Source organism: Brevundimonas sp. (genome assembly GCF_046299595.1).
Classification (GTDB): domain Bacteria; phylum Pseudomonadota; class Alphaproteobacteria; order Caulobacterales; family Caulobacteraceae; genus Brevundimonas.
Genome location: NZ_JBKBHQ010000001.1, coordinates 758,082 through 777,790, shown reverse-complemented (window position 1 = coordinate 777,790; position 19,709 = coordinate 758,082). Strand labels below are relative to the sequence as shown.

Below are 19,709 nucleotides of genomic sequence, written 5' to 3'. Positions count from 1 at the left end.
ATCAAGGCGGTGGGCGCGCTCGGTCTCAAGACCCATATCTGGAACAACAACCTGCGCTCGATCTTTCTGCTGGGCGCCTTCCCGTTCCTGTTGCTGGCCATCATCTATGGTGCCCAGCTGATGATGATGGGGGCAGGGATGCTGCCCTCCACGGGCGATCTCGGTGCCGATCTGATGCTCAGCTTCGAGATGATGCTGACCAGCGCGCCCATGGCGTTCGTGGTTGCGGCCATATGGTTCGTGATCGCCTATTTCGCCAACCAGAAGATCATCGACATGGCCACCGGCGCGCGCGTGATCGAGCGGCGCACCGACCCGGACCTCTACAACCTGCTGGAAAACCTCGCCATCTCGCGCGGGCTGCGCACGCCCACCTTGCGCATCATCGAGACGGACATGCTCAACGCCTATGCGACCGGTCTGCACGAAGGGCAGTATTCGGTCACCGTCACGCGCGGGCTGGTCAACAGCCTGAACCGCGACGAGCTTGAGGCGGTGCTGGCGCACGAGCTGGCCCACATCATCAACCGCGACGTGCGCACCATGGTCATCGCGGCGGTGTTCGCAGGCATCGTGTCGCTGGTGGCCGAGATGATGTTCCGCTCGATCCGCTTCATGGCCATGGGCGGCTCCAACCGCAGCGGGAACAGCTCGAACCGCAGCGCGGGCGGCGTGCTGATCCTGATCGGTCTGGCCATTGCGGTGATCGGCTATGTGCTGGCGATTGTGGTGCGCATGAGCTTGTCGCGCACCCGCGAATATGTGGCCGATGCTGGCGCGGTCGAGCTGACCAAGAACCCCGACGCCATGATCTCGGCGCTGCGCAAGGTGTCGGGCCAGTCCAGGCTGGAAGCGCCGGACGAGCTGCGCGGTATGTTCCTCGAGAACGAGGGCAATGCCGCCATCGGCCTGTTCAACACCCATCCGCCCATCGAAAAACGCATCAAGGCGCTGATGCGCTATGCGGGCGGGCGCGACGAGGGGCCGGGCAGCAGTCCGCGCGTCCATGTCAGTGCGCCGGGCGCCCCGACGTCCACGACCGTGCCGCCGGTCGGCTGAGGGGCACTTGAATTCGGCGCCGCGCAGTGCCACCTGCGCGCTCGCGTCTCTCTCACAAGTCAAAGTCCATGCTGCGCGCGCTCGAAGCGTCCCATCCGCGACTGCGCGGCCTCGAAGACCTGATCAGGCTGGCCTGGCCGGTGGTGCTGGCGCGCCTCGGCATCATGGTCATGGGCCTGACCGATGCCATTGTCGTGGGCCGCTATGCTGCGCAGGAACTGGCCTTTCACTCCATCGCCTGGGCACCGACCTCCATCGTCCTGACGACGGCGGTGGGGCTTTTGCTGGGCGTGCAGGTCATGGCCGCGCGCCTGACCGGCGAGGGCCGTCATGGCGAGGTGGGCGCGGTGCTGCGCAGGGGCCTGGTCTACAGCCTCCAGATCGGCCTTGCCGCCATGATCGCCCTGGTGCTGGCCGGGCCATGGGCTCTGGTGCGCGCAGGGCTGGAGCCCGGCCTTGGCGAAGGCGCGGTGTGGCCGCTGATCATCTTCTCGCTGTCGCTGCCCGCTTATCTGGTTTCGGTGGTGGCCACCTTCTTTCTCGAGGCGCTCGGGCGGCCCAAGCCCGGCATGATCGCCATGTGGGTGGCCAATCTGGTCAATCTGGGCCTGAACCTGTGGCTGGTGCCCGGCCACGGCGTGCCCATCGACGGGGCGGTGGGCGCAGCCTGGGCGACCTTTGGCGCGCGCCTGACACTGGCGGTGTTCCTGATCGTGTTCATCCTGCGCCTGCCCGAGGCGCGTCACTGGAACCTGTGGGGCTGCCAGACCCACGAGCGCGCCACCGCCCGCGAGCAGAGGCGCGTGGGCTACGGGGCGGGTGCCTCCTATTTCATCGAGGTGGGTGCCTTTGCCGCCATGAGCTTCGTGGCCGGATGGCTGGGCGGGCTTGAGGTTGCGGCCTGGACCATAGTGCTCAATGTCGCGGCCATGGTGTTCATGGTGCCCATGGGGGTGGGCGGTGCCACGGCGGTGCTGGTGGCGCGTGCCTATGGTGCCCGCAGCCGCGCCGACGTGCTTCAGGCCGGAGGGCTCGGCTTTGGCCTGACCGTGGTGCTGACCGGCGTGATCGGGCTGGTGGTCTGGCTGGGCGCAGGGGCCATAGCGCGGGTCTATGCCACCGACGAGGCCCTGATCGCGCTCATTGTGCCGGCATTGGTGCTGTCATGCCTGTTCTTCGTGGCCGACGGCCTTCAGGTGGTGGCGGCCCAGGCGGTGCGCGCGGCGGGAGATGTCTGGTGGCCGACCATCATGCACGTCGTCAGCTACAGCCTGATCATGCTGCCGCTCGGCTATGTGTTCGCGCACCCGCTGGGCCTTGGCGTGGACGGCATCGTCTGGAGCGTGATCGTGGCGAGCCTCGTCTCGGCCAGCCTGTTGTGCGGGCGCTTCGTGCGCGTGGGCAGGCGGGTCTAGGGCGAAAGTTGCAGGCCCGTGGCGTGAACCGAGGCTGAGGGCTTCCCTCACCGTTTTACGCGGGACGCGCGGATGGCTATGCTCGGCTCCTGATTCCGGCGGGGTTCTGCTTGCCGAACGGGGGAGAGACGTCATGGCGGGTTTTCTGGGCAATTTCCGCATCACACTGGGGCTGAGCGCCCTGTTTGCACTGGTGATGATCTACGCGTTCGGGGCGCAGGCACCGGGCGGTTTCGACGCCCTGTTCTGGCAGGCGGTGGCGCGCTGGGTGCACGTGGTGGCCGGCATCCTGTGGATCGGGCTGCTCTACTATTTCAACTTCGTCCAGATCCGCAAAATGCCCGAAATCCCCGCCGAGCTGAAACCGGCGGTATCGAAATACATCGCGCCCGAGGCCCTGTTCTGGTTCCGCTGGGCGGCGCTGGTCACGGTGGTGGCGGGCCTGGCCCTCGCCCTGCTTCGCGGCCATGACTATGCCGCAGAGATGCTCAGCCTCGGCTTTGCGGGCGGCTATGTGGAGGGCGACCAGCAGTTCACATTGCTGGGCATCGGGGTCTGGCTGGCGATCATCATGTTCCTGAATGTCTGGGGCATCATCTGGCCGAACCAGAAGCGCGCGCTCGGCATCGTCGAGGCCGATGCGGAGACCAAGGCGAAGGCTGCGCGCATTGCCATGCTGGGCAGCCGCACGAACCTTCTTCTGTCCCTGCCCATGCTGACCTCCATGGCGATGTATCAGACGCTGTTCGGCTGATCCCTTGCCTGCATCGCCTGTCGATCTGGACGCACAGGTCCGGGCCGCCGATCCCGATCGCTGGCTGTCCAGCCGTTTTGTGGCATACGAGAGCCTGCGCGCCGATCTGATCACGCTCTATGCCTTTGAGGCCGAGCTTATGGTCATTCCGACGCGGGTGACCCAGCCTCTGCTGGCCGAGATGCGCTATCGCTGGTGGGCCGACCAGTTGGAGGGGGTGTTCTCGAATGCGCCGCCCATCGGTCACCCCTTGCTGGAGGCCCTCAGCGGTGTGGTCCGGCGGCACGCTCTGGAGCGCGCGATTCTCGATGCCCTGATCGAGGCGCACATCGGCCGGGTGCATGGCAAGGCCCATGACCTGGACGCCTTTTATGTCGGGCCGATGCAGGCGGGGGTGCGGGTGCTGGCCGGACCGGGGCATGAGGCCGCCGTGGTCGAAGCTGGCCGGATGCGAGGTCTGTCACAGACAGGGCGGGCCGATGAGGCGCGCGCCCTGCGCGGAGCGGCCAATGCTGCCCTGAAGGCTCTTCCGACCGTGGCCTTTCCCGCCGTGGCCCATGCAAGCCTGCTGGATCCCGCCGCACCCGAACCGCTCAAGCGGCTGAAGCTGGTCTGGGCGAGTCTCACGGGGCGGGTCTAGCGCTCTGCTGCGGCCCTCTCCAGTGCCTCCAGATCGAACCCTGCGATCAGCTTCACATTGCGGCTGATGACCTCGACCGGCCAGTCCCACCACGCGAGAGCCAGCAGGCGTTCGATCTCCGCTTCGGTCCGGCGAAAGCGGATGACCCGGGCCGGATTGCCCCCGACGATGGCGTAAGGCGGGACGTTTGAGGTCACCACACTGCGCGCGGCGATGACCGCGCCATGACCGACCGTGACGCCGGGCATGAGCACCGCGCCCTGGCCGATCCAGACGTCCGAGCCGATAACAATGTCGCCTTTGTGCGGCCAGGTTTCGGGCAGGGCCGCCTCCCAGCCGCCGCCGAAGATTCCGAAGGGGAAGGTCGAGAGCGTCTCGGTGTGGTGGTTGCCGCCGTTCAGCAGGAAGGTCGCGCCCGAGGCGATGGCGCAGAACCTTCCGATCACCAGCCGGTCACCGATGAAGGGGAAGGCGTAGAGGACGTTCTTCTCGAACCCGAGCGGGTCTTCGGGGTCATGGTAGTAGGTGAAGTCGCCGACTTCGATCTGGGGATTGGTCACAATGGCCTTGAGAAAGACCATGGTCGAGGCGTGCGGCAGGGGATGAGCGGCCGAGGGATCAGGGCCGGTCACGACAGGCATGGACGTGCTCCGCGAGAACGTGGGCAAGGACAGGAACGGTCATGTCGTTGCGCGCGGAGGACGCCGTATCGCGGCGACCCGACCCGCGCTCGTCAGCTGATCACGTCAGGCGAACTCCGGTCAGGTCAGCATCTGAGCCTGTACGCGCCTGCATGGTCAAGCCTCGGTCTTCCAGCGGTTCAGGGCCTCCAGCGCCCGCACGCTCATGAGACGCTTCTTGGCCCGCCCGCGATCCTTGGGTGCGATGCGCTTGCCGTCCTCGTCTTGGCGCGGGGCCTCCAGCGGGGGCAACAGGCCATAGTTGATGTTCATGGGCTGGAACTTTGCGCCTTCCAGATGCCCGCCGGTGATGTGATTGACCAGCGCGCCCGTGGCGGTTTCGGGCGGAGGCGGAGACAGGGGCGCGGAGCGGCCCGCCTCTGCCAGACGTTCGCGCGCGGCCAGCCGCCCGGTCAGCAGGCCCATGGCCGCCGATTCCACATAGCCCTCGACCCCCGTGATCTGGCCGGCGAATCGCAGGCGCGGCATGGCCTTGAGGCGCATCTGGCCGTCCAGCAGCTTTGGCGAGTTGAGGAAGGTGTTGCGGTGCAGCCCGCCCAGGCGCGCGAACTGGGCGTTCTGAAGGCCGGGGATCATGCGAAACACCTCGGCCTGGGCGCCGTGTTTCAGCTTGGTCTGAAAGCCCACCATGTTGAACAGCGTGCCCAGCGCGTTGTCCTGTCTCAGCTGGACGATGGCGTGTGGCTTTACGGTGGGATCGCGCGGATTGGTCAGGCCCACGGGCTTCATGGGGCCGTGGCGCAGGGTCTCGCGACCGCGCTCGGCCATGACCTCGATCGGCAGGCAGCCGTCGAAATAGGGCACGTGCTCCCAGTCCTTGAACTCGGCCTTGGGCCCGGCGAGCAGGGCATCGATGAAGGCGTCGTACTGCGCCTTGTCCATGGGACAGTTGATATAGGCCGCCGTGTCGCCCGCAGGCCCGGCCTTGTCATAGCGCGACTGGCGCCAGGCGATGTCGAAGTCGATGGAATCGGCGTGCACGATCGGGGCGATGGCATCAAAGAAGCTGAGCGATTCCTCGCCCGTCAGCTCAAGGATCGCCTCGGCCAGGGCAGGCGAGGTCAGCGGGCCGGTGGCGATGATCACATTGTCCCAGCCGTTCGCTTCGTCCGCCTGGGGAGGCAGGCCCGCGATCTCCTCGCGCACGATGGTGACGAGCGGGTGCGACTCCAGCCGCTGGGTCACCGCACGTGAAAAGCCATCGCGGTCCACGGCCAGTGCGCCGCCTGCTGGCACCTGATGGGCATCGCCGCACGCCATAATGATCGAGCCCAGCGCGCGCATCTCGGCGTGCAGCAGGCCGACGGCATTGTATTCCCAGTCATCGGAGCGGAACGAGTTGGAGCAAACCAGCTCGGCCAGGCCATCGGTATGGTGCGCATCGGTGCGCACGCCGGGCACGCCGCGCATTTCATGCAGGATCACCGGCACGCCTGCCTCGGCGATCTGCCAGGCGGCTTCGGAACCGGCGAGGCCGCCTCCGACGACATGGACGGGGCGCAGGGCAGGGGAGGAGCTTGAGGTCATGAGCGCCTTGATAGGCGAGCGGCCCGCTGTGTGAAAGCGCGCGTATGGCGATCCGCCCGTCACCATGGCTTTTGAGGGCGGCTCACGCTAGAGCATCACCACTCCGCCACGAGGCGGCCTTGGCAGATGATTCCGGGGTGATGAGGGCATGAGCACTTGGGTTTACGGCTTCGGCGGCGGCGCGGCAGATGGCGATGCCTCCATGAAGGCGCTGCTGGGCGGCAAGGGGGCGAACCTGGCCGAGATGAGCGCGCTGGGCCTGCCGGTGCCGCCCGGCTTCACCATCACCACCGAGGCCTGTGTCCATTACTACGCCCACGAGCGCACCTATCCCGAAACCCTGAAGGCCGAGGTCGGCGAGGCACTGGCCAGGGTCGAGAGCCTGACGGGCAAGCGCTTCGGCGATGTGTCGAATCCGCTGCTGGTGTCGGTGCGCTCGGGCGCGCGCGCGTCCATGCCCGGCATGATGGACACGGTGCTGAACCTCGGGCTGAACGACGAGACCGTCGAGGGGCTGGCGCAGCTCTCGGGCGACCGGCGCTTTGCCTATGATTCCTATCGCCGCTTCATCCAGATGTATTCCAATGTGGTGCTCGATCTCGGCCACGACGCCTTCGAGGAGGTGCTGGACGATCACAAGGACCGCCTCGGCGTCTCGGTCGACACCGAGCTCGGGGCCGACGACTGGGTGCGTGTGGTCAGCGACTACAAGGCCGTGGTCGAGCGCCATCTGGACCGGCCCTTTCCCCAAGATGCGCACGATCAGCTCTGGGGCGCCATCGGCGCGGTGTTCGCCAGCTGGATGAACGAGCGCGCCCGCTTCTACCGGCGCATGCACGACATTCCCGAAAGCTGGGGCACGGCGGTCAATGTGCAGGCCATGGTGTTCGGCAACATGGGCGAGACCTCGGCCACGGGCGTGGCCTTCACGCGCAATCCGTCCACGGGCGAGGCGCGCCTCTATGGCGAGTTCCTCATCAATGCCCAGGGCGAGGACGTGGTGGCGGGCATCCGCACGCCCCAGTCGCTGACGCGCGCGGGACGCGAGGAGATGGGCGAGCGCGCCCCCTCCATGGAAGAGGCCATGCCCGAGGCCTTTACCCAGTTCCGTACGCTGGTGGACCGGCTGGAGCGCCACTACCGCGACATGCAGGACGTGGAGTTCACCATCGAGCAGGGCAGGCTCTATCTGCTCCAGACGCGCAGCGGCAAGCGTACGGCCAGGGCGGCGCTCAAGATCGCCGTGGACCAGGTGGCCGAAGGGCTCATCACGCGCGAGGAGGCGATCTCACGCATCGACCCGGCGGCGCTCGATCAGCTGCTGCACCCCACCCTCGACCCCGATGCCGCGCGCGATGTCATCGCCCAGGGCCTGCCCGCCTCGCCGGGCGCAGCGACGGGCAAGGTGGTGTTCGATGCCGACGAGGCCGAGCGGCTGGGGCAGGCGGGCGTTGCGGTCATACTGGTGCGCGAGGAGACCAGCCCCGAGGACATCCACGGCATGCACGCGGCACGCGGCATCATCACGGCGCGCGGCGGCATGACCAGCCATGCGGCAGTGGTTGCGCGCGGCATGGGCCGTCCTTGCGTCTCGGGAGCGGGAGAAATCCAGATCGATGCGCGTGCAGGCCATTTCCGCGCGCGAGGACGCACCATCAGCGCAGGCGAGATCGTCACCATCGACGGGGGCAAGGGTGAGGTGCTGGCGGGCGCGGTGCCCATGATCGAGCCCGAGCTGACCGGAGACTTCTCCAGACTGATGGAATGGGCGGACGCGGTGCGCCGCCTGAAGGTGCGCGCCAATGCCGAGACGCCGCTGGATGCCCGCACGGCGCGCGGTTTCGGGGCCGAGGGCATCGGGCTGTGCCGCACCGAGCACATGTTCTTCGAGGACACCCGCATCCGGGCGGTGCGCGAGATGATCCTGGCCGACGACGAGGCCGGGCGCCGGGCGGCTCTGGCAAGGATCGCGCCCTTCCAGAAGGACGATTTCGTCGCCCTGTTCGAGATCATGGCGGGCCTGCCGGTCACGGTGCGCCTGCTCGACCCGCCCCTGCACGAGTTCCTGCCTCATTCGGATGCCGAGATCGAGGCGCTGGCGGCGGACAGCGGGCTGGATGCAGGCGCGTTGAAGCGCCGGGTGCGGGATCTTCACGAGACCAATCCCATGCTGGGCCACCGGGGCTGTCGCCTCGGCATCGCCTACCCCGAAATCTACGAGATGCAGGTGCGGGCCATCCTTGAGGCCGCGCTGGAGGTCGAGGCTCGCTCGGGCGCCGCGCCCATGCCCGAGATCATGCACCCGCTGGTGGCCAAGGGCGAGGAAATGGCCTTCCTGCGCGCGCTCACCGACCGGGTCGCCGAGGCCGTGTTCGCGGAACAGGGCCGACGCATCGACTATCTGGTCGGCACGATGATCGAGCTGCCGCGCGCGGCGCTGCGCGCTGGCGATCTGGCCGGGCACGCCCAGTTCTTCAGCTTTGGCACCAACGACCTGACCCAGACCACCTTCGGCATCAGCCGCGACGACTCGGGGCGCTTCCTTCAGGTCTATCTTGATCGCGGCATCTTCGAGCACGACCCCTTCGTGCGCCTCGACACCGAGGGCGTGGGCGACCTCATCCGCATCGCCGTCGAGCGCGGGCGCGCCGTGCGCGGCGAGGTCAAGCTGGGCATCTGCGGCGAGCACGGCGGCGATCCGTCATCCATCGCGTTTTGCGAGGGCGCCGGTCTCGACTATGTGTCCTGCTCGCCGTATCGCGTGCCGATCGCGCGCCTCGCCGCAGCACAGGCAGCCCTGCACAGCCTGGCGGTGAGGGACTAGCGATCGTCCGGCTGCACGTCGCTGTCGCGCTCGGCGGCTTCGGCCTGTGCCTCACGCTCGGCGTGCTGAAGCAGGTCATCGGCAGCATCATTGGCGCGTCCGCGCGATGAGTGCGCAGGCCTGCGCTTGGGCGGGGGAGCGCGCTGAAGACCCAGCGCCTCCAGCGCCCCGTCGCCCTCGTGACCGAACAGGCTGCGCAGGCGCAGGTCCATCTGGGGGAAGGGAATCTCGATGTCGGCACGGTCGAGGGCCTCGGCGATGGCCCAGGTATAGGCCGCCTGCATCGCCGCCGGTCGCTTGACTGCCTCAAGCGTCGGCCACACCAGAAGCTCGAAATCGAGCGAGGAATCGCCAAAACGCACCAGCCAGACCTGCGTCTTGTGGGTGTCGTCCTCGGGCAGGGTAAAGGGCACATTGCGTGCCGCCTCGATCACCGCGTCGCGCACCTTCTCGCGGTCCGCCCCGTATGCGACCGAGAAGGGAATGTGGATGCGCCGCGTGTCGCCCTTGAGCGTCCAGTTGGTGACGGCGTTCTCGATCAGGCGCGAGTTGGGCACCAGGATGTTGATGTTGTCGTTGGTGCGGATGCGCGTCGCGCGCGTGCCGATCTCGGTGACCACGCCGCGAATGCCCGATTCCAGCTCGACGTAGTCGCCCACGTTCAGCATCCGGTCGAAAATCAGGAACAGGCCGCTGACGAACTCCTTGACCACCCCTTGCAGGCCAAGGCCCACACCTACGCCCAGCGCACCGGCGAACACCGCCAGCGAGGACAGGTTGAGCCCCATGGTCGACAGGCCCGCGATCACGCCGATGACGATCAGGCCATAGGTGCTGATCTTCTCGACCACATACAGCGCCGAGGCCCTGCGCCCGTGCTTCATGCGGATGCGCCGAAGGGTGCCTGAGATCAGCGCGGCAACCAGAGCGGCCAGGCTGACGATGACAATGGCCGTGACCACCCCGCCAAGGGTAATGGTCGAGCCGCCCAGACGCAGAAGCTCGAAGCTCAGAAGCGCGTGAATATCCTGCAAGTTTCCCTCCGGCTGTGCCCGTGAAAACGCGCCAGAGGGCGAGCGGCTCCCGTCAACGGAAGACGCAGTTCACGCCGCTCCAGATATTGGTGACCCGCCCATCCGGTCCGTCCAGGGTGCCCGCCAGATCTCCGGCGCGGAACTCGGTGCCGAGCGTGGTCTGTTCGATGGTGGCGCTGTAGGCGGACTGAAGCTCGCTCTGGCTGGAGCCTACGCGCACGCCGCTCATGGTGGCGAAGCCGGTGCCCGGCTGGCCCACGGACCAGCCGACGAAGCTGTTATTCTGGAAGGCCAGGGACAGGCCGCCCTCATAGGCCGCGAAGCTGAGCGGGCCTGCGGGGCACTCCTCGTTGGCATTACGCTCGCGCGGCTGACCGATGGCTGCGGCCACTGCCGCTATGGCCTCTTCGTCGCCGCTGCCAAACGCGATCAGTCGCGTGGCCCCGGTCTCGCGGTTGACCAGGCGCAGTCCCTCAGTGTCCAGCGCCAGTGCCGCACCGCCTTCAGGCATGGTCACCTCGTCTGGCGCGTTCGTCTCGGGCGCATCGGCGGGGGGCTGAACCTCGGGATCGGAGCAGGCCGAAACGCCCAGCAGCAGTGCCAGGGCACCGGCAGCAATCGCGGCAGGAAGAGTGCGGGGAGTGCGGCGGACAGGCTGTGCGGGCATGGGTGTCTCCTTGGGTTCGAGCCCGAAGCTTAACCGCATCTGCCAGGGCCGCACAACGGCGTGTGTGTCTGTGACGCAACAGTTACAGGGAAGTAACGATCCTGCCTTGGAACTGCCTCAAGCCCTTCCTACTTACCTTGCCATGGGGAGGGCAGCGACCTCGCAAGTCGTTATAACAAGGAGTGAAAACAAAATGCGTAAGGTTCTTCTCACGACCGCTGCCATCATGGCCATTTCTGCTACCGGTGCTCTTGCCCAGCAAGGCCCGAGCATTGTGAACAATGCCTACGGTACTATCGGTTATCAGCACATGGACGTCGAAGGTGCTGATCTGGGCGCCATCACGGGCCGCCTGGGTGCGCGCGTTAACCCGTATTTCGGCGTCGAGGCCGAGGCGGGCATTGGCGTGCGCGGTGACACCATCGCCGGTGTCGACGTCGACCAGCGCTGGGATGCCGGTGTCTATGGCGTGGGCTTCCTGCCCGTGGCCGAGAACTTCGAGCTGCTGGCCCGCGTCGGTTACGGCGTGACCGACTCCAAGGCCCGCGTGGGCGCGCTGCGCGTCAACGACCGCACCGAAAGCTGGAACTACGGCGTCGGCGCCCAATACTTCTTCGACGGCTCCAACGGTGTGCGCGCCGACTGGACCCGCCGCGACTTCGTCGGCAGCAGCGATGTGAACGCCGACGTCTGGTCGCTGAACTTCGTGCGTCGCTTCTGATCCGCAAGGATCGGAGGCTCTTCTATCGAGCATCCAGACTGGCGTGGTCCCTCGGGGCCACGCCTTTTTTTTTTGCGCGCTGGCGATGGCGCACTAGCGGCGGCGGACGAACACCGAACCGGCCGAATAGCCCGCGCCAAAGCTGCAGATCAGGCCCGCATCGCCCGGTGCCAGATCGTCACTGTGCAGGTGGAAGGCGATGATCGACCCGGCGGACGAGGTGTTGGCATAGCGGTCGAGGATGATGATGTTCTCGTCGGGGCCGGGCTCGCGGCCCAGCACCTTGCGCCCGATCATCTCGTTCATGTTGATGTTGGCCTGATGCAGCCACAGCCGCTTGAGCGAGGCGGCTTCCAGGCCCAGCTGCCCGGCGTGATCCAGGATCATCTCGCTGACCATGGGCACCACATCCTTGAACACCCTGCGGCCCAGCTGGACGAACAGGCGGTCGTTGCCGGCCTCGCCCTCTTGCGAGGGCTGGTCCTCGGTGCGGTTCAGAAAGCCGAAATTGTTGCGGATGTTGTTCGAGAACACGGTCTTGAGCCGCGTGCCCAGCACCGCCCAGCCGCCATCGCACAGGTCTGCCCGCTCCACGATGATGGCGGTGGCCACGTCGCCGAAGATGAAGTGACTGTCGCGGTCGCGGAAGTTCAGGTGCGCCGAGCAGATCTCGGGATTGACCACCAGCACGGCGCGCGCCGAGCCCGAGGCGATGAAGTCCGCAGCGGTCTTGATGCCGAAGGTGGCCGAGGAGCACGCCACATTCATGTCGAAGGCAAAGCCCTCGATGCCCAGCGCCTGCTGCACCTCAATGGCCATGGCCGGATAGGGGCGCTGCATGTTCGATGCCGCGCAGATCACCGCATCGATGTGGGCGGCATCCTTGCCCCAGCGCGCGATGGCGTCTTCGGCGGCGCGCACCGCCATCTCGGCCAGAACGGAGAGCTGGTCGTTGTCGCGGCGGGCCAGGTGCGGGCGCATCCGGGCGGGATCGAGGATGCCCGCCTTGTCCATGACAAATCGGCTGCGGATGCCCGAAGCCTTTTCGATGAAGGCAGGTGATGAGGGCTCAAGCGCCGTCACCGTGCCAGCCGCAATGGCCTCGGCGTGCTCGTGATTGTGCTGCTCGACATAGGCGTTGAAGGCGTCGACCAGTTCCTCGTTGCTGATTGCATCTGCGGGCGTGAACAGGCCGGTGGCGGCGATGACGGCGGAGGGGGTGGTCACGAAGCGTTTGCCTCTGGGCAATCAGGCGGCCAGCGCCTGCGGGTTCTGATCTGGAGCGTTCCTGATAGCACGCACGCGCGCCGGAGAAAGGGCGCTTTGATGGCGTGGCTAAAGCGTGATGCCGCAGGCGCGGGCGAAGGCGAGGGTCTGGCGGGCCTCGTCGCGGTGCAGGGCCTCGATCATCTCGCCGTCTAGCGTGGTCACCCCCTCCGATTCCGCAGCCTCGAACGCAGCGATGATGGCGCGGGCGCGCGCGATCTCGTCCTCGTCGGGCGAGAAGGCCGCATTGGCGGCATTTATCTGGGCGGGATGGATCAGGCTCTTGCCGGCAAAGCCGTAGAGGCGGGCCTGCTGGCATTGGGCCGTCAGCGCGTCCTCGTCGCGAAAATCGTTCAGCACGCCGTCGATGGGCAGAAGGCCGAATGCCCTCGCGGCCAGCACCAGCTGGGTCATGACAGCGGTGATGGCCTCGCGCCCCGTGCTGTCGCGTGCGCCCATGGCCTTGAGAAGATCGTTGCTGCCAAGAACCAGCCCGCCACCGAGCCGGTGCGTCGCACAGGCCGCGGCGATGACGCCCAGGGAAAGCACCGCGCGCGGCGTCTCGATCATGGCAAAGGGAGCGAGGGTGGGCAGCCGGGCGCGCACCCTCTCGATGTCCGCTGCGCTCTCGGCCTTGGGCACCACGATGCCATGCACTGCCGCGAGCATGGAGGTGGCCTCAAGCGCGGCCAGGTCCTGCTGACCCTCGGGGGTTTCGGGCGCATTGATGCGGATCAGCAGGTGCCGCCCGCCAAAGCCGCCGCGCTCGATCTCGGCGATGGCGCGTGCGCGTGCCGCGCTCTTGTCTGACGGTGCGATGGAATCTTCCAGATCGAGGATCACGCCGTCGCAGGGCAGGGCGCGCGCCTTTTCCACTGCCCGCTCGCGCAAGGCAGGCACATAGAGAAGGCTTCGGAACGGCGCGTTCATACCCGGCCTGTCACCGGCACCAGCGCGCCGGTCACATCGCGCGCGCCCTCGGACAGCAGGAACAGGATCACTTCGGCGAGGGCGTCGGGCGAGACCCAGGCGGACGGGTCTGCGTCGGGCATGTCCTTGCGATTGGTGGGCGTATCAATGATTGACGGCAGCACGGCATTGACCCGCACCCCCTCTGACTTCAGCTCTTCGGCCAGGGCCTCGACCAGACGGTGCACGCCCGATTTTGAGGCCGCATAGGGGCCCATGCCCGCCGACGCCTTCAGCGCACCGGCGGCGCCGATCATCACCACACTGCCACGGTTTGTGGCCTTGAGCGCGGGCAGGGCGGCGCGTGTCGCGTTGCTGGCCGTCATGACATTCATTGCGAACATATCAGACCAGTCATCTGATTTCGTGTCGGAAACCGTGACCCAGCGAAAGCCCCCGGCTACGTTCACCAGACCATCTATGCCGCCTAGCGCCTGATGGGCCTGCTGCATCGCCTCGCTGGCCTGATGGGCATCGGTCAGGTCCACACCGCCGATCAGATGCGCCCCCGCAGGCAGATCGCCCCTCGATGCGTGATCGATCACGGCCACGCCATGGCCCTGCTCGCAGGCCTTGCGAACGAGCGCAGAGCCGAGGGCGCCCAGTCCGCCCGTGATGACCAGTCTTGATGCGCTCATGCTTCACCCAGGATTCCGATTGAGGTTCTGACGGGGGCCGATTTTCGTGTCCGCGCGGCCAGGAGCAGACCATAGGGCCTCGGGCGCGGTGTTCAACCGCGCGCTTCCCACTCCAGCAGTCGCGCCAAGCCGCCTTCGCCGCTGGCAGGCGGTGGTCCCTGAACGGCACCGGGCGTGCGCGAGAAACGCGGCGCGGGTGCGGGCTGGGGCACGCCGAAATGGGTCTCGTGCACGGCGCGCGCGCGCATGTGCGGATCACTCATGCCCTCATCGAGTGACAGCACCGGTGCCAGACACGCATCGAGCCCTTCGGTCATCTTCGCCCAGTGATCGCGGGGGCGGGTGGCGAAGGTCGCGGCGAGGCGCTCGCGCTGCACCTCGGGGGGCTCGCGCTCCAGGCCCGAAAGGCCGAGCGCCTGCAGCAAGATGGCATAGAAGTGCGGCTCCAGCGGGCCGATGGCGACGTGGCGATCGTCGCTGCAACGATAGGTGCCATAGAATGGCGCGGCCCCGCCCAGCATGTTGCGCCCGCGCTGCATGGACGTGAGGCCGTCGTGACTCAGCCAGTGGAACAGGCTCATCAGCGAGGCGGTGCCATCGACGATGGCGGCATCGATCACCTGACCCCGGCCCGAACCGCTGCGCTCGTGCAGGGCGGCCAGAACGCCGACCACCAGATAGAGCGCGCCGCCGCCGTAATCGCCCAGCAGGTTGAGCGGGGGCACGGGCGGGCCGTCCGCCTCGCCGATGGCGTCGAGCGCACCGGTCAGGGCGATGTAGTTGATGTCGTGCCCGGCGGTGTGGGCGCGAGGTCCGCTCTGGCCCCAGCCGGTCAGGCGGCCATAGATCAGGCGAGGGTTGTGCTGGTGGGCCACCTCGGGCCCGAGACCCAGCCGCTCCATCACGCCGGGGCGAAAGCCCTCGATCAGCACGTCGGCGCATCCGATGGCCCGCAGGGCCAGGGCGCGGCCCTCCTCGGCCTTGAGGTCCACCGCCAGCGACACCCGCCCGCGCGCGGTCACGTCGCGGGGCTGGGCGGCAGAGCCGGGGCGCTCGATGCGGATCACCTCGGCACCAAGGTCGGACAGCAGCATGGCGGCAAAGGGCGCAGGTCCGATGCCGGCCATCTCGATGACGCGCAGCCCCTTCAGCGGGCCCTTGGCGGACGGCGCGCTCACAGGGCCTCCACCGCGATTCCGGCCCCGGCTAGCTCGTCCAGCAGGCTGGCAGCCGCCGCATCGACGCTGGCCCCGTCGCGTCCGCGTATCACCAGCTGGGTGCCGATCTCGCCCGTCGTGCCCGCACCGAAGGGATAGCTTCCGAACGACAGATGCCGTGCGCCGCGCGCTGCGGCCTCCAGGGTTGCGGCCACGGCTCCTTCGCCCACGCCCGAGACGCGCAGGGTGCGCGCGTGCACCACATGGCCGGTGCGCAGCCTCCCGCTCACGTCCTCCAGCATGGCCTGCATGATGGCGGGCACCCCGGCCATGACGAAGACATTGCCGATCTGAAAGCCCGGCGCATCGGTGACCGGATTGCGGATCAGACTCGCGCCTTCGGGAACAAGGGCCATGCGGCGGCGCGCGGCATTGAACTCGGCCCCATAGCGCCGCTCCAGAATGGCCAGGGCCTCGGGATGCTCAGGCAGGGCCACGCCAAAGGCATCGGCCACGCACTGTGCGGTGATGTCGTCGTGGGTCGGCCCGATGCCGCCGGTGGTGAACACATAGTCGTGGCGGTGGCGCAGATCATCCAGCGCCCCGATGATCTGATCGCGCCTGTCGCCCACCACGCGCCCTTCCAGCAGGTCGATGCCGTGGGCGGCGAGAAAGCGCGCGATGGTGTTCAGATTGGTGTCGCGCGTGCGCCCGGACAGGATTTCATCGCCGATGATCAGCACGGCGGCGGTGGGGCTCGGCTCGGTCATGAGGTGGGTCTGGGGCTCGATCTGGGGCGTGTCATCACGTTCGGACAGGTGCGGTCTTGATCCGGGGCAGCAGGGGCGGGAGGGTGGATCATGCGATTTGATTCACCGCTCGAACATGGCGTGCTTGAGCGCCGCTACAAGCGTTTTCTTGCCGATGTGGTTATGGCGGGGGGCGAGAGCGTCACGGCCCATGTGCCCAACTCCGGCGCCATGCTGGGACTGGATGCGCCGGGCCTGCCCGTGCTGCTGTCGCGCTCGTTCAATCCTTCGCGCAAGCTGCCTCTGACCCTTGAGATGGTGGCACTGGAAAGCGGCCTGGTCGGGGTCAACACCCAGCATCCCAATGCGCTTGTGGCCGAGGCGATCACGGAGGGTCGCATCCCCGCCCTTGCCGGGTACGGGAGCCTGAGGCGCGAAGTGGTCTATGACCGCGACCAGCCCAGGCCCTCGCGCATCGACATCCTGCTGGAGAGCGAGGGGCGCGCCCCGGCCTGGGTCGAGGTCAAGAACGTGCACCTGTCGCGCACACACGCCCTTGCCGAGTTTCCCGACTGTCGCACAGAGCGCGGCGTGAAGCATCTTCATGCCCTGACGCGCGTGGCCGCCACGGGGGCGCGGGCGGTGATGGTGTTCTGTGTCCAGCGCGGCGACTGCACCGTTTTCAGGGCTGCCCATGATCTCGACCCGGCCTATGGCAGGGCGCTCGCTGAGGCGGCGCGCGCGGGCGTGGAGGTGATCGTCATGGGCTGTTCGCTGAGCGAGCGCGCCATAGTGATGGACCGGCCCATGAAGTGGATCGAGGCGCCCGGCCCCTGATAGATGTCATGACGCGCCGCGATGGCTGCGGCTCCTTCTGTAATCCTTCTGGAAAAAGCGTTTGCGGGCGAAAGGCCGGACGCGGGGGGCTGGATTCGGGACGCCGGAGCCGCTAGATACGGGCCACATGACCGACATTCTCGAAGACGACCTCGACCAGCCCGTGCGCACGGGAACCATCCGCGTCCATGGGCCGGAGGGCTTTGAGGGCATGCGCCGCGCGGGTCGTCTGGTAGCCGAGGCCCTGGACATGATCGGCGAATATGTCGTTCCGGGCGTGACCACCGACGAGCTGGACCGGCGCATCCACGCCTTCACCCTCGATCATGGAGCCGTGCCTGCGTGCCTTGGCTACAAGGGCTATTCGCGCACCATCTGCACCTCGATCAATCACGTTGTCTGCCATGGGATTCCGGGTGATCGGGCGCTCAAGGAAGGCGACATCGTCAACATTGACCACACCGTGATCGTCGATGGCTGGCACGGGGATTCCAGCCGCATGTATGCGGTCGGAGAGATCGGCGCACGCGCGCGCCGCCTTGTCGACGTGACCTATGACGCGCTGGAGCGCGGTCTGGCTCAGGTGAAACCGGGCAACACCTTCGGCGACATCGGCTATGCCATCCAGAGCTTCGTCGAGGCCCAGCGCATGAGCGTGGTGCGCGACTTCTGCGGCCACGGCATCGGGCGGTTGTTCCATGATGCGCCCAACGTCCTGCACTTTGGCCGCAAGGGCGAGGGCGCGGTGCTCAAGGCGGGCATGTTCTTCACCGTCGAGCCCATGGTCAATCTGGGCAAGCCGCACGTTAAGGTGCTCTCGGACGGCTGGACGGCGGTGACGCGCGACAAGTCCCTGTCGGCCCAGTGCGAGCATACCGTGGGCGTCACCGAAGACGGCGTGGAGCTGTTCACGGCCAGCCCCGGCGGCCTGTTCCGGCCCCGCTGGAGCTGAGGTGGGCGAGGGGGGCAGCAAGCCGCATCATCTGGGCCATCGCGAGCGGCTGCGCGAGCGCGCACGCACGGCGGGGCTGGCGGGCCTGCCCGACTATGAGCTGCTGGAGCTGTTCCTGTTTCGCAGCCAGCCCCAGGGCGACGTGAAGCCCGTCGCCAAGGCGCTGCTGACCCGCTTCGGCTCGCTTTCGGCGGTGCTGGCGGCTTCCCTCGAGGATCTGATGAGCGTCAAGACCGAGGACAGCCGCGGGCGCAGGCGCGGCGTCGGTGCCGAGACGGCGCTGGATCTGGCGGCCCTGCACGAGGTGGCCCGGCGGGTGGCCCTGGAGGAGCCCCAGCGGCGCACGGTGATCTCGTCATGGAGCGCACTGCTGTCCTATGTGCGCGTGGCCTTGCAGCACGAGCCGCGCGAGCAGTTTCGCGTGCTCTATCTGGACAAGAAGAACCAGCTCATCCTCGACGAGCTTCAGAACCGGGGCACGGTCGATCATGCGCCGGTCTATCCGCGCGAGGTGGTGCGCCGCGCGCTGGAGGTCTCGGCCAGCGCCATCATTCTGGTGCACAACCACCCTTCCGGCGATCCTACGCCATCGCGGGCGGACATCGACATGACCCGGCAGGTGATCGAGGCGGGCAAGCTGCTCAACATCGCCGTTCACGATCATCTTGTGGTGGGGCGAGAGGGCGTGGCCAGCTTCAAGGCAATGGGCCTTCTCTAGGTGCCGGTTTCCGCGCGCCCGGCCCGCTCCCATTCCAGATAGTCCGGCTGGGACAGCAGCGCCTCGCAATAGGCCTGTGCCGTGCCATCGTCGCCGTGCCCGGACAGGGCGATGCCAAAGTGGCGAAAGCGTGCGGCCACGGGCGTGAAGAAGGCATCGGCGATGCTCCATGTGCCGAACAGCCACGGCCCGCCCGCGCCGAAGCGGGCCTTTGCATCCATCCACAGGGCAAGCATGCGCGCGATGTCGGCCTTCAGCGCCTCGCCCGGCTGATGGGGCGTATCGGAGATGCTGGTCATGGTGTGCTGCGGCCCCATGCCCAGCTCGGTGCGCAAGGTACCGAATGCCGAATGCATCTCGCACACCGCCGCGCGCGCCACGGCCCGGGCGCGGGCATCGGCAGGCCACAGCCCGGCTTCGGGGAACTGCTCGTCGCACCACAGGGCGATGGCCAGGGAATCCCAGATGGTCACGCCATCCACGATCAGGGCCGGAACCTTGCCTGCCGGGGCGTAGCGCGCAATGGCCTCGGCCGTGTCGGCCCGGTTCAACGGGACCATCACCTCCTCGAAGCGCGCACCGCAGCGCTTCAGGATCAGCCATGGCCGCAGGGACCAGGTGGAATAGGCCTTGTTGCCGATGATGAGCTGCATGATGTGCTCCCTTTCGCCCGCCTTCACTGGTCGCCCGCCCTCACTGGTCGCCCGCCCTTACTGGGCCGAAGCCAGCTTCAGCACAACAAGGCCCGAGACCACAAGCGTGACGCCTGCCACGCGCAGCGGCGTCAGGGGCTCGCCCAACACCAGCACGCCCAGCGCGAACGCGCCCACTGCGCCGATGCCTGTCCAGATCGCATAGGCGGTGCCCAGCGGCAGGGTGCGCATGGCCAGCGCCAGCAGGCCGAAGCTGACAATCATGAAACCGATGGTGCCAACGGACGGCCACAGGCGCGTGAAGCCGTCAGACGCTTTCATCAGAAACGCCCAGACGATCTCGAACAGACCGGCAAGAAGAAGGAATATCCACGCCATGGAAAATGACCCATTAAGGTGACTGGCACGCGGCCAGCCGGGTCGTCCCG

The 19,709-nt window shown here is 67.3% G+C and carries 20 protein-coding genes; 9 read left to right on the top strand and 11 right to left on the bottom strand.

Features of this window, described 5'->3' with window-relative positions; all coding sequences use genetic code 11:
* Positions 1–9: 9 nt before the first annotated feature.
* From ACK4E3_RS03935 to ACK4E3_RS03920, 4 genes are all read left to right on the top strand, one after another.
* Complete coding sequence (locus ACK4E3_RS03935; RefSeq protein ID WP_409696665.1) at positions 10–1,059, top strand: M48 family metallopeptidase; 1,050 nt, start codon at positions 10–12, stop codon at positions 1,057–1,059.
* A gap of 68 nt (positions 1,060–1,127) precedes the next feature.
* Complete coding sequence (locus ACK4E3_RS03930; RefSeq protein WP_409696662.1) at positions 1,128–2,474, top strand: MATE family efflux transporter; 1,347 nt, start codon at positions 1,128–1,130, stop codon at positions 2,472–2,474.
* Positions 2,475–2,607: 133 nt separating this feature from the next.
* Positions 2,608–3,228, top strand: a complete 621-nt coding sequence (locus ACK4E3_RS03925; RefSeq protein ID WP_409696659.1) for a hypothetical protein — start codon at positions 2,608–2,610, stop codon at positions 3,226–3,228.
* A gap of 4 nt (positions 3,229–3,232) precedes the next feature.
* Complete coding sequence (locus tag ACK4E3_RS03920) at positions 3,233–3,868, top strand: squalene/phytoene synthase family protein (protein WP_409696656.1); 636 nt, start codon at positions 3,233–3,235, stop codon at positions 3,866–3,868.
* Here ACK4E3_RS03920 and ACK4E3_RS03915 read toward each other — a convergent pair.
* Entirely contained in the window at positions 3,865–4,509 is a 645-nt protein-coding gene (locus ACK4E3_RS03915) for a CatB-related O-acetyltransferase (protein ID WP_409696653.1), read from the bottom strand. The two genes, ACK4E3_RS03920 and ACK4E3_RS03915, sit on opposite strands and share 4 nt — an antisense overlap.
* A gap of 156 nt (positions 4,510–4,665) precedes the next feature.
* Positions 4,666–6,096, bottom strand: a complete 1,431-nt coding sequence (trmFO, locus tag ACK4E3_RS03910) for a methylenetetrahydrofolate--tRNA-(uracil(54)-C(5))-methyltransferase (FADH(2)-oxidizing) TrmFO (RefSeq protein WP_409696650.1) — start codon at positions 6,094–6,096, stop codon at positions 4,666–4,668.
* 148 nt (positions 6,097–6,244) lie between these two features.
* Between trmFO and ppdK the strand changes: the two genes are divergently transcribed.
* Positions 6,245–8,920, top strand: a complete 2,676-nt coding sequence (ppdK, locus tag ACK4E3_RS03905) for a pyruvate, phosphate dikinase (protein ID WP_409696647.1) — start codon at positions 6,245–6,247, stop codon at positions 8,918–8,920.
* Here the strand turns inward: ppdK and ACK4E3_RS03900 are convergent.
* Together ACK4E3_RS03900 and ACK4E3_RS03895 are read right to left on the bottom strand one after the other, a co-directional pair.
* On the bottom strand, positions 8,917–9,954 hold the full coding sequence (locus ACK4E3_RS03900) for a mechanosensitive ion channel family protein (protein WP_409696645.1): 1,038 nt from the start codon (positions 9,952–9,954) through the stop codon (positions 8,917–8,919). The genes ppdK and ACK4E3_RS03900 overlap by 4 nt on opposite strands.
* A gap of 52 nt (positions 9,955–10,006) precedes the next feature.
* Positions 10,007–10,621, bottom strand: coding sequence for a hypothetical protein (locus tag ACK4E3_RS03895; protein ID WP_409696642.1), 615 nt, complete (start codon positions 10,619–10,621; stop codon positions 10,007–10,009).
* Positions 10,622–10,814: 193 nt separating this feature from the next.
* Between ACK4E3_RS03895 and ACK4E3_RS03890 the strand changes: the two genes are divergently transcribed.
* Positions 10,815–11,342, top strand: coding sequence for a porin family protein (locus ACK4E3_RS03890; protein ID WP_409696639.1), 528 nt, complete (start codon positions 10,815–10,817; stop codon positions 11,340–11,342).
* Between the two features lie 93 nt (positions 11,343–11,435).
* Here ACK4E3_RS03890 and ACK4E3_RS03885 read toward each other — a convergent pair whose 3' ends face one another.
* The 5 genes from ACK4E3_RS03885 to ACK4E3_RS03865 form a co-directional block, all read right to left on the bottom strand.
* On the bottom strand, positions 11,436–12,569 hold the full coding sequence (locus ACK4E3_RS03885) for a beta-ketoacyl-ACP synthase III (RefSeq protein ID WP_409696636.1): 1,134 nt from the start codon (positions 12,567–12,569) through the stop codon (positions 11,436–11,438).
* Positions 12,570–12,677: 108 nt separating this feature from the next.
* A complete protein-coding gene (locus tag ACK4E3_RS03880; protein WP_409696633.1) occupies positions 12,678–13,538 on the bottom strand; it encodes an HpcH/HpaI aldolase/citrate lyase family protein in 861 nt (286 codons plus the stop codon).
* Positions 13,535–14,215 carry an SDR family NAD(P)-dependent oxidoreductase gene (locus tag ACK4E3_RS03875; RefSeq protein ID WP_409696630.1) on the bottom strand — a complete coding sequence of 227 codons (681 nt, stop codon included), beginning with the start codon at positions 14,213–14,215 and terminating at the stop codon, positions 13,535–13,537. Before ACK4E3_RS03875 ends, ACK4E3_RS03880 begins: the two co-directional genes overlap by 4 nt.
* A 92-nt stretch (positions 14,216–14,307) precedes the next feature.
* Positions 14,308–15,393 (bottom strand): CaiB/BaiF CoA transferase family protein, encoded by a 1,086-nt coding sequence (locus ACK4E3_RS03870; protein WP_409696627.1) that lies wholly within the window; start codon positions 15,391–15,393, stop codon positions 14,308–14,310.
* Positions 15,390–16,142 carry a competence/damage-inducible protein A gene (locus ACK4E3_RS03865; protein ID WP_409696624.1) on the bottom strand — a complete coding sequence of 251 codons (753 nt, stop codon included), beginning with the start codon at positions 16,140–16,142 and terminating at the stop codon, positions 15,390–15,392. The genes ACK4E3_RS03870 and ACK4E3_RS03865 overlap by 4 nt, the downstream gene beginning before the upstream one ends.
* A gap of 90 nt (positions 16,143–16,232) precedes the next feature.
* Here ACK4E3_RS03865 and sfsA point away from each other — a divergent pair, with 90 nt between their 5' ends.
* The 3 genes from sfsA to radC all read left to right on the top strand — a co-directional run bounded on the left by sfsA (position 16,233) and on the right by radC (position 18,628).
* Positions 16,233–16,958 (top strand): DNA/RNA nuclease SfsA, encoded by a 726-nt coding sequence (gene sfsA, locus ACK4E3_RS03860; protein ID WP_409696621.1) that lies wholly within the window; start codon positions 16,233–16,235, stop codon positions 16,956–16,958.
* A gap of 127 nt (positions 16,959–17,085) precedes the next feature.
* Positions 17,086–17,910, top strand: a complete 825-nt coding sequence (gene map / locus ACK4E3_RS03855; RefSeq protein WP_409696618.1) for a type I methionyl aminopeptidase — start codon at positions 17,086–17,088, stop codon at positions 17,908–17,910.
* Between the two features lies 1 nt (position 17,911).
* Positions 17,912–18,628, top strand: a complete 717-nt coding sequence (gene radC, locus ACK4E3_RS03850) for a RadC family protein (protein ID WP_409696615.1) — start codon at positions 17,912–17,914, stop codon at positions 18,626–18,628.
* Here radC and ACK4E3_RS03845 read toward each other — a convergent pair.
* Complete coding sequence (locus tag ACK4E3_RS03845; protein WP_409696612.1) at positions 18,625–19,281, bottom strand: glutathione S-transferase family protein; 657 nt, start codon at positions 19,279–19,281, stop codon at positions 18,625–18,627. The two genes, radC and ACK4E3_RS03845, sit on opposite strands and share 4 nt — an antisense overlap.
* 57 nt (positions 19,282–19,338) lie before the next feature.
* Entirely contained in the window at positions 19,339–19,659 is a 321-nt protein-coding gene (locus tag ACK4E3_RS03840) for a DMT family transporter (RefSeq protein ID WP_409696610.1), read from the bottom strand.
* Positions 19,660–19,709: the final 50 nt, after the last annotated feature.

Coding starts and splice junctions, on each gene's coding strand:
- ACK4E3_RS03895 (WP_409696642.1), bottom strand. CDS start 10,621: ATGCCCGCACAGCCTGTCCGCCGCACTCCCCGCACTCTTCCTGCCGCG.
- ACK4E3_RS03865 (WP_409696624.1), bottom strand. CDS start 16,142: ATGACCGAGCCGAGCCCCACCGCCGCCGTGCTGATCATCGGCGATGAA.
- sfsA (WP_409696621.1), top strand. CDS start 16,233: ATGCGATTTGATTCACCGCTCGAACATGGCGTGCTTGAGCGCCGCTAC.
- ACK4E3_RS03890 (WP_409696639.1), top strand. CDS start 10,815: ATGCGTAAGGTTCTTCTCACGACCGCTGCCATCATGGCCATTTCTGCT.
- ppdK (WP_409696647.1), top strand. CDS start 6,245: ATGAGCACTTGGGTTTACGGCTTCGGCGGCGGCGCGGCAGATGGCGAT.
- ACK4E3_RS03845 (WP_409696612.1), bottom strand. CDS start 19,281: ATGCAGCTCATCATCGGCAACAAGGCCTATTCCACCTGGTCCCTGCGG.
- ACK4E3_RS03840 (WP_409696610.1), bottom strand. CDS start 19,659: ATGGCGTGGATATTCCTTCTTCTTGCCGGTCTGTTCGAGATCGTCTGG.
- trmFO (WP_409696650.1), bottom strand. CDS start 6,096: ATGACCTCAAGCTCCTCCCCTGCCCTGCGCCCCGTCCATGTCGTCGGA.
- ACK4E3_RS03925 (WP_409696659.1), top strand. CDS start 2,608: ATGGCGGGTTTTCTGGGCAATTTCCGCATCACACTGGGGCTGAGCGCC.
- ACK4E3_RS03875 (WP_409696630.1), bottom strand. CDS start 14,215: ATGAGCGCATCAAGACTGGTCATCACGGGCGGACTGGGCGCCCTCGGC.
- map (WP_409696618.1), top strand. CDS start 17,086: ATGACCGACATTCTCGAAGACGACCTCGACCAGCCCGTGCGCACGGGA.
- ACK4E3_RS03880 (WP_409696633.1), bottom strand. CDS start 13,538: ATGAACGCGCCGTTCCGAAGCCTTCTCTATGTGCCTGCCTTGCGCGAG.
- ACK4E3_RS03915 (WP_409696653.1), bottom strand. CDS start 4,509: ATGCCTGTCGTGACCGGCCCTGATCCCTCGGCCGCTCATCCCCTGCCG.
- ACK4E3_RS03930 (WP_409696662.1), top strand. CDS start 1,128: ATGCTGCGCGCGCTCGAAGCGTCCCATCCGCGACTGCGCGGCCTCGAA.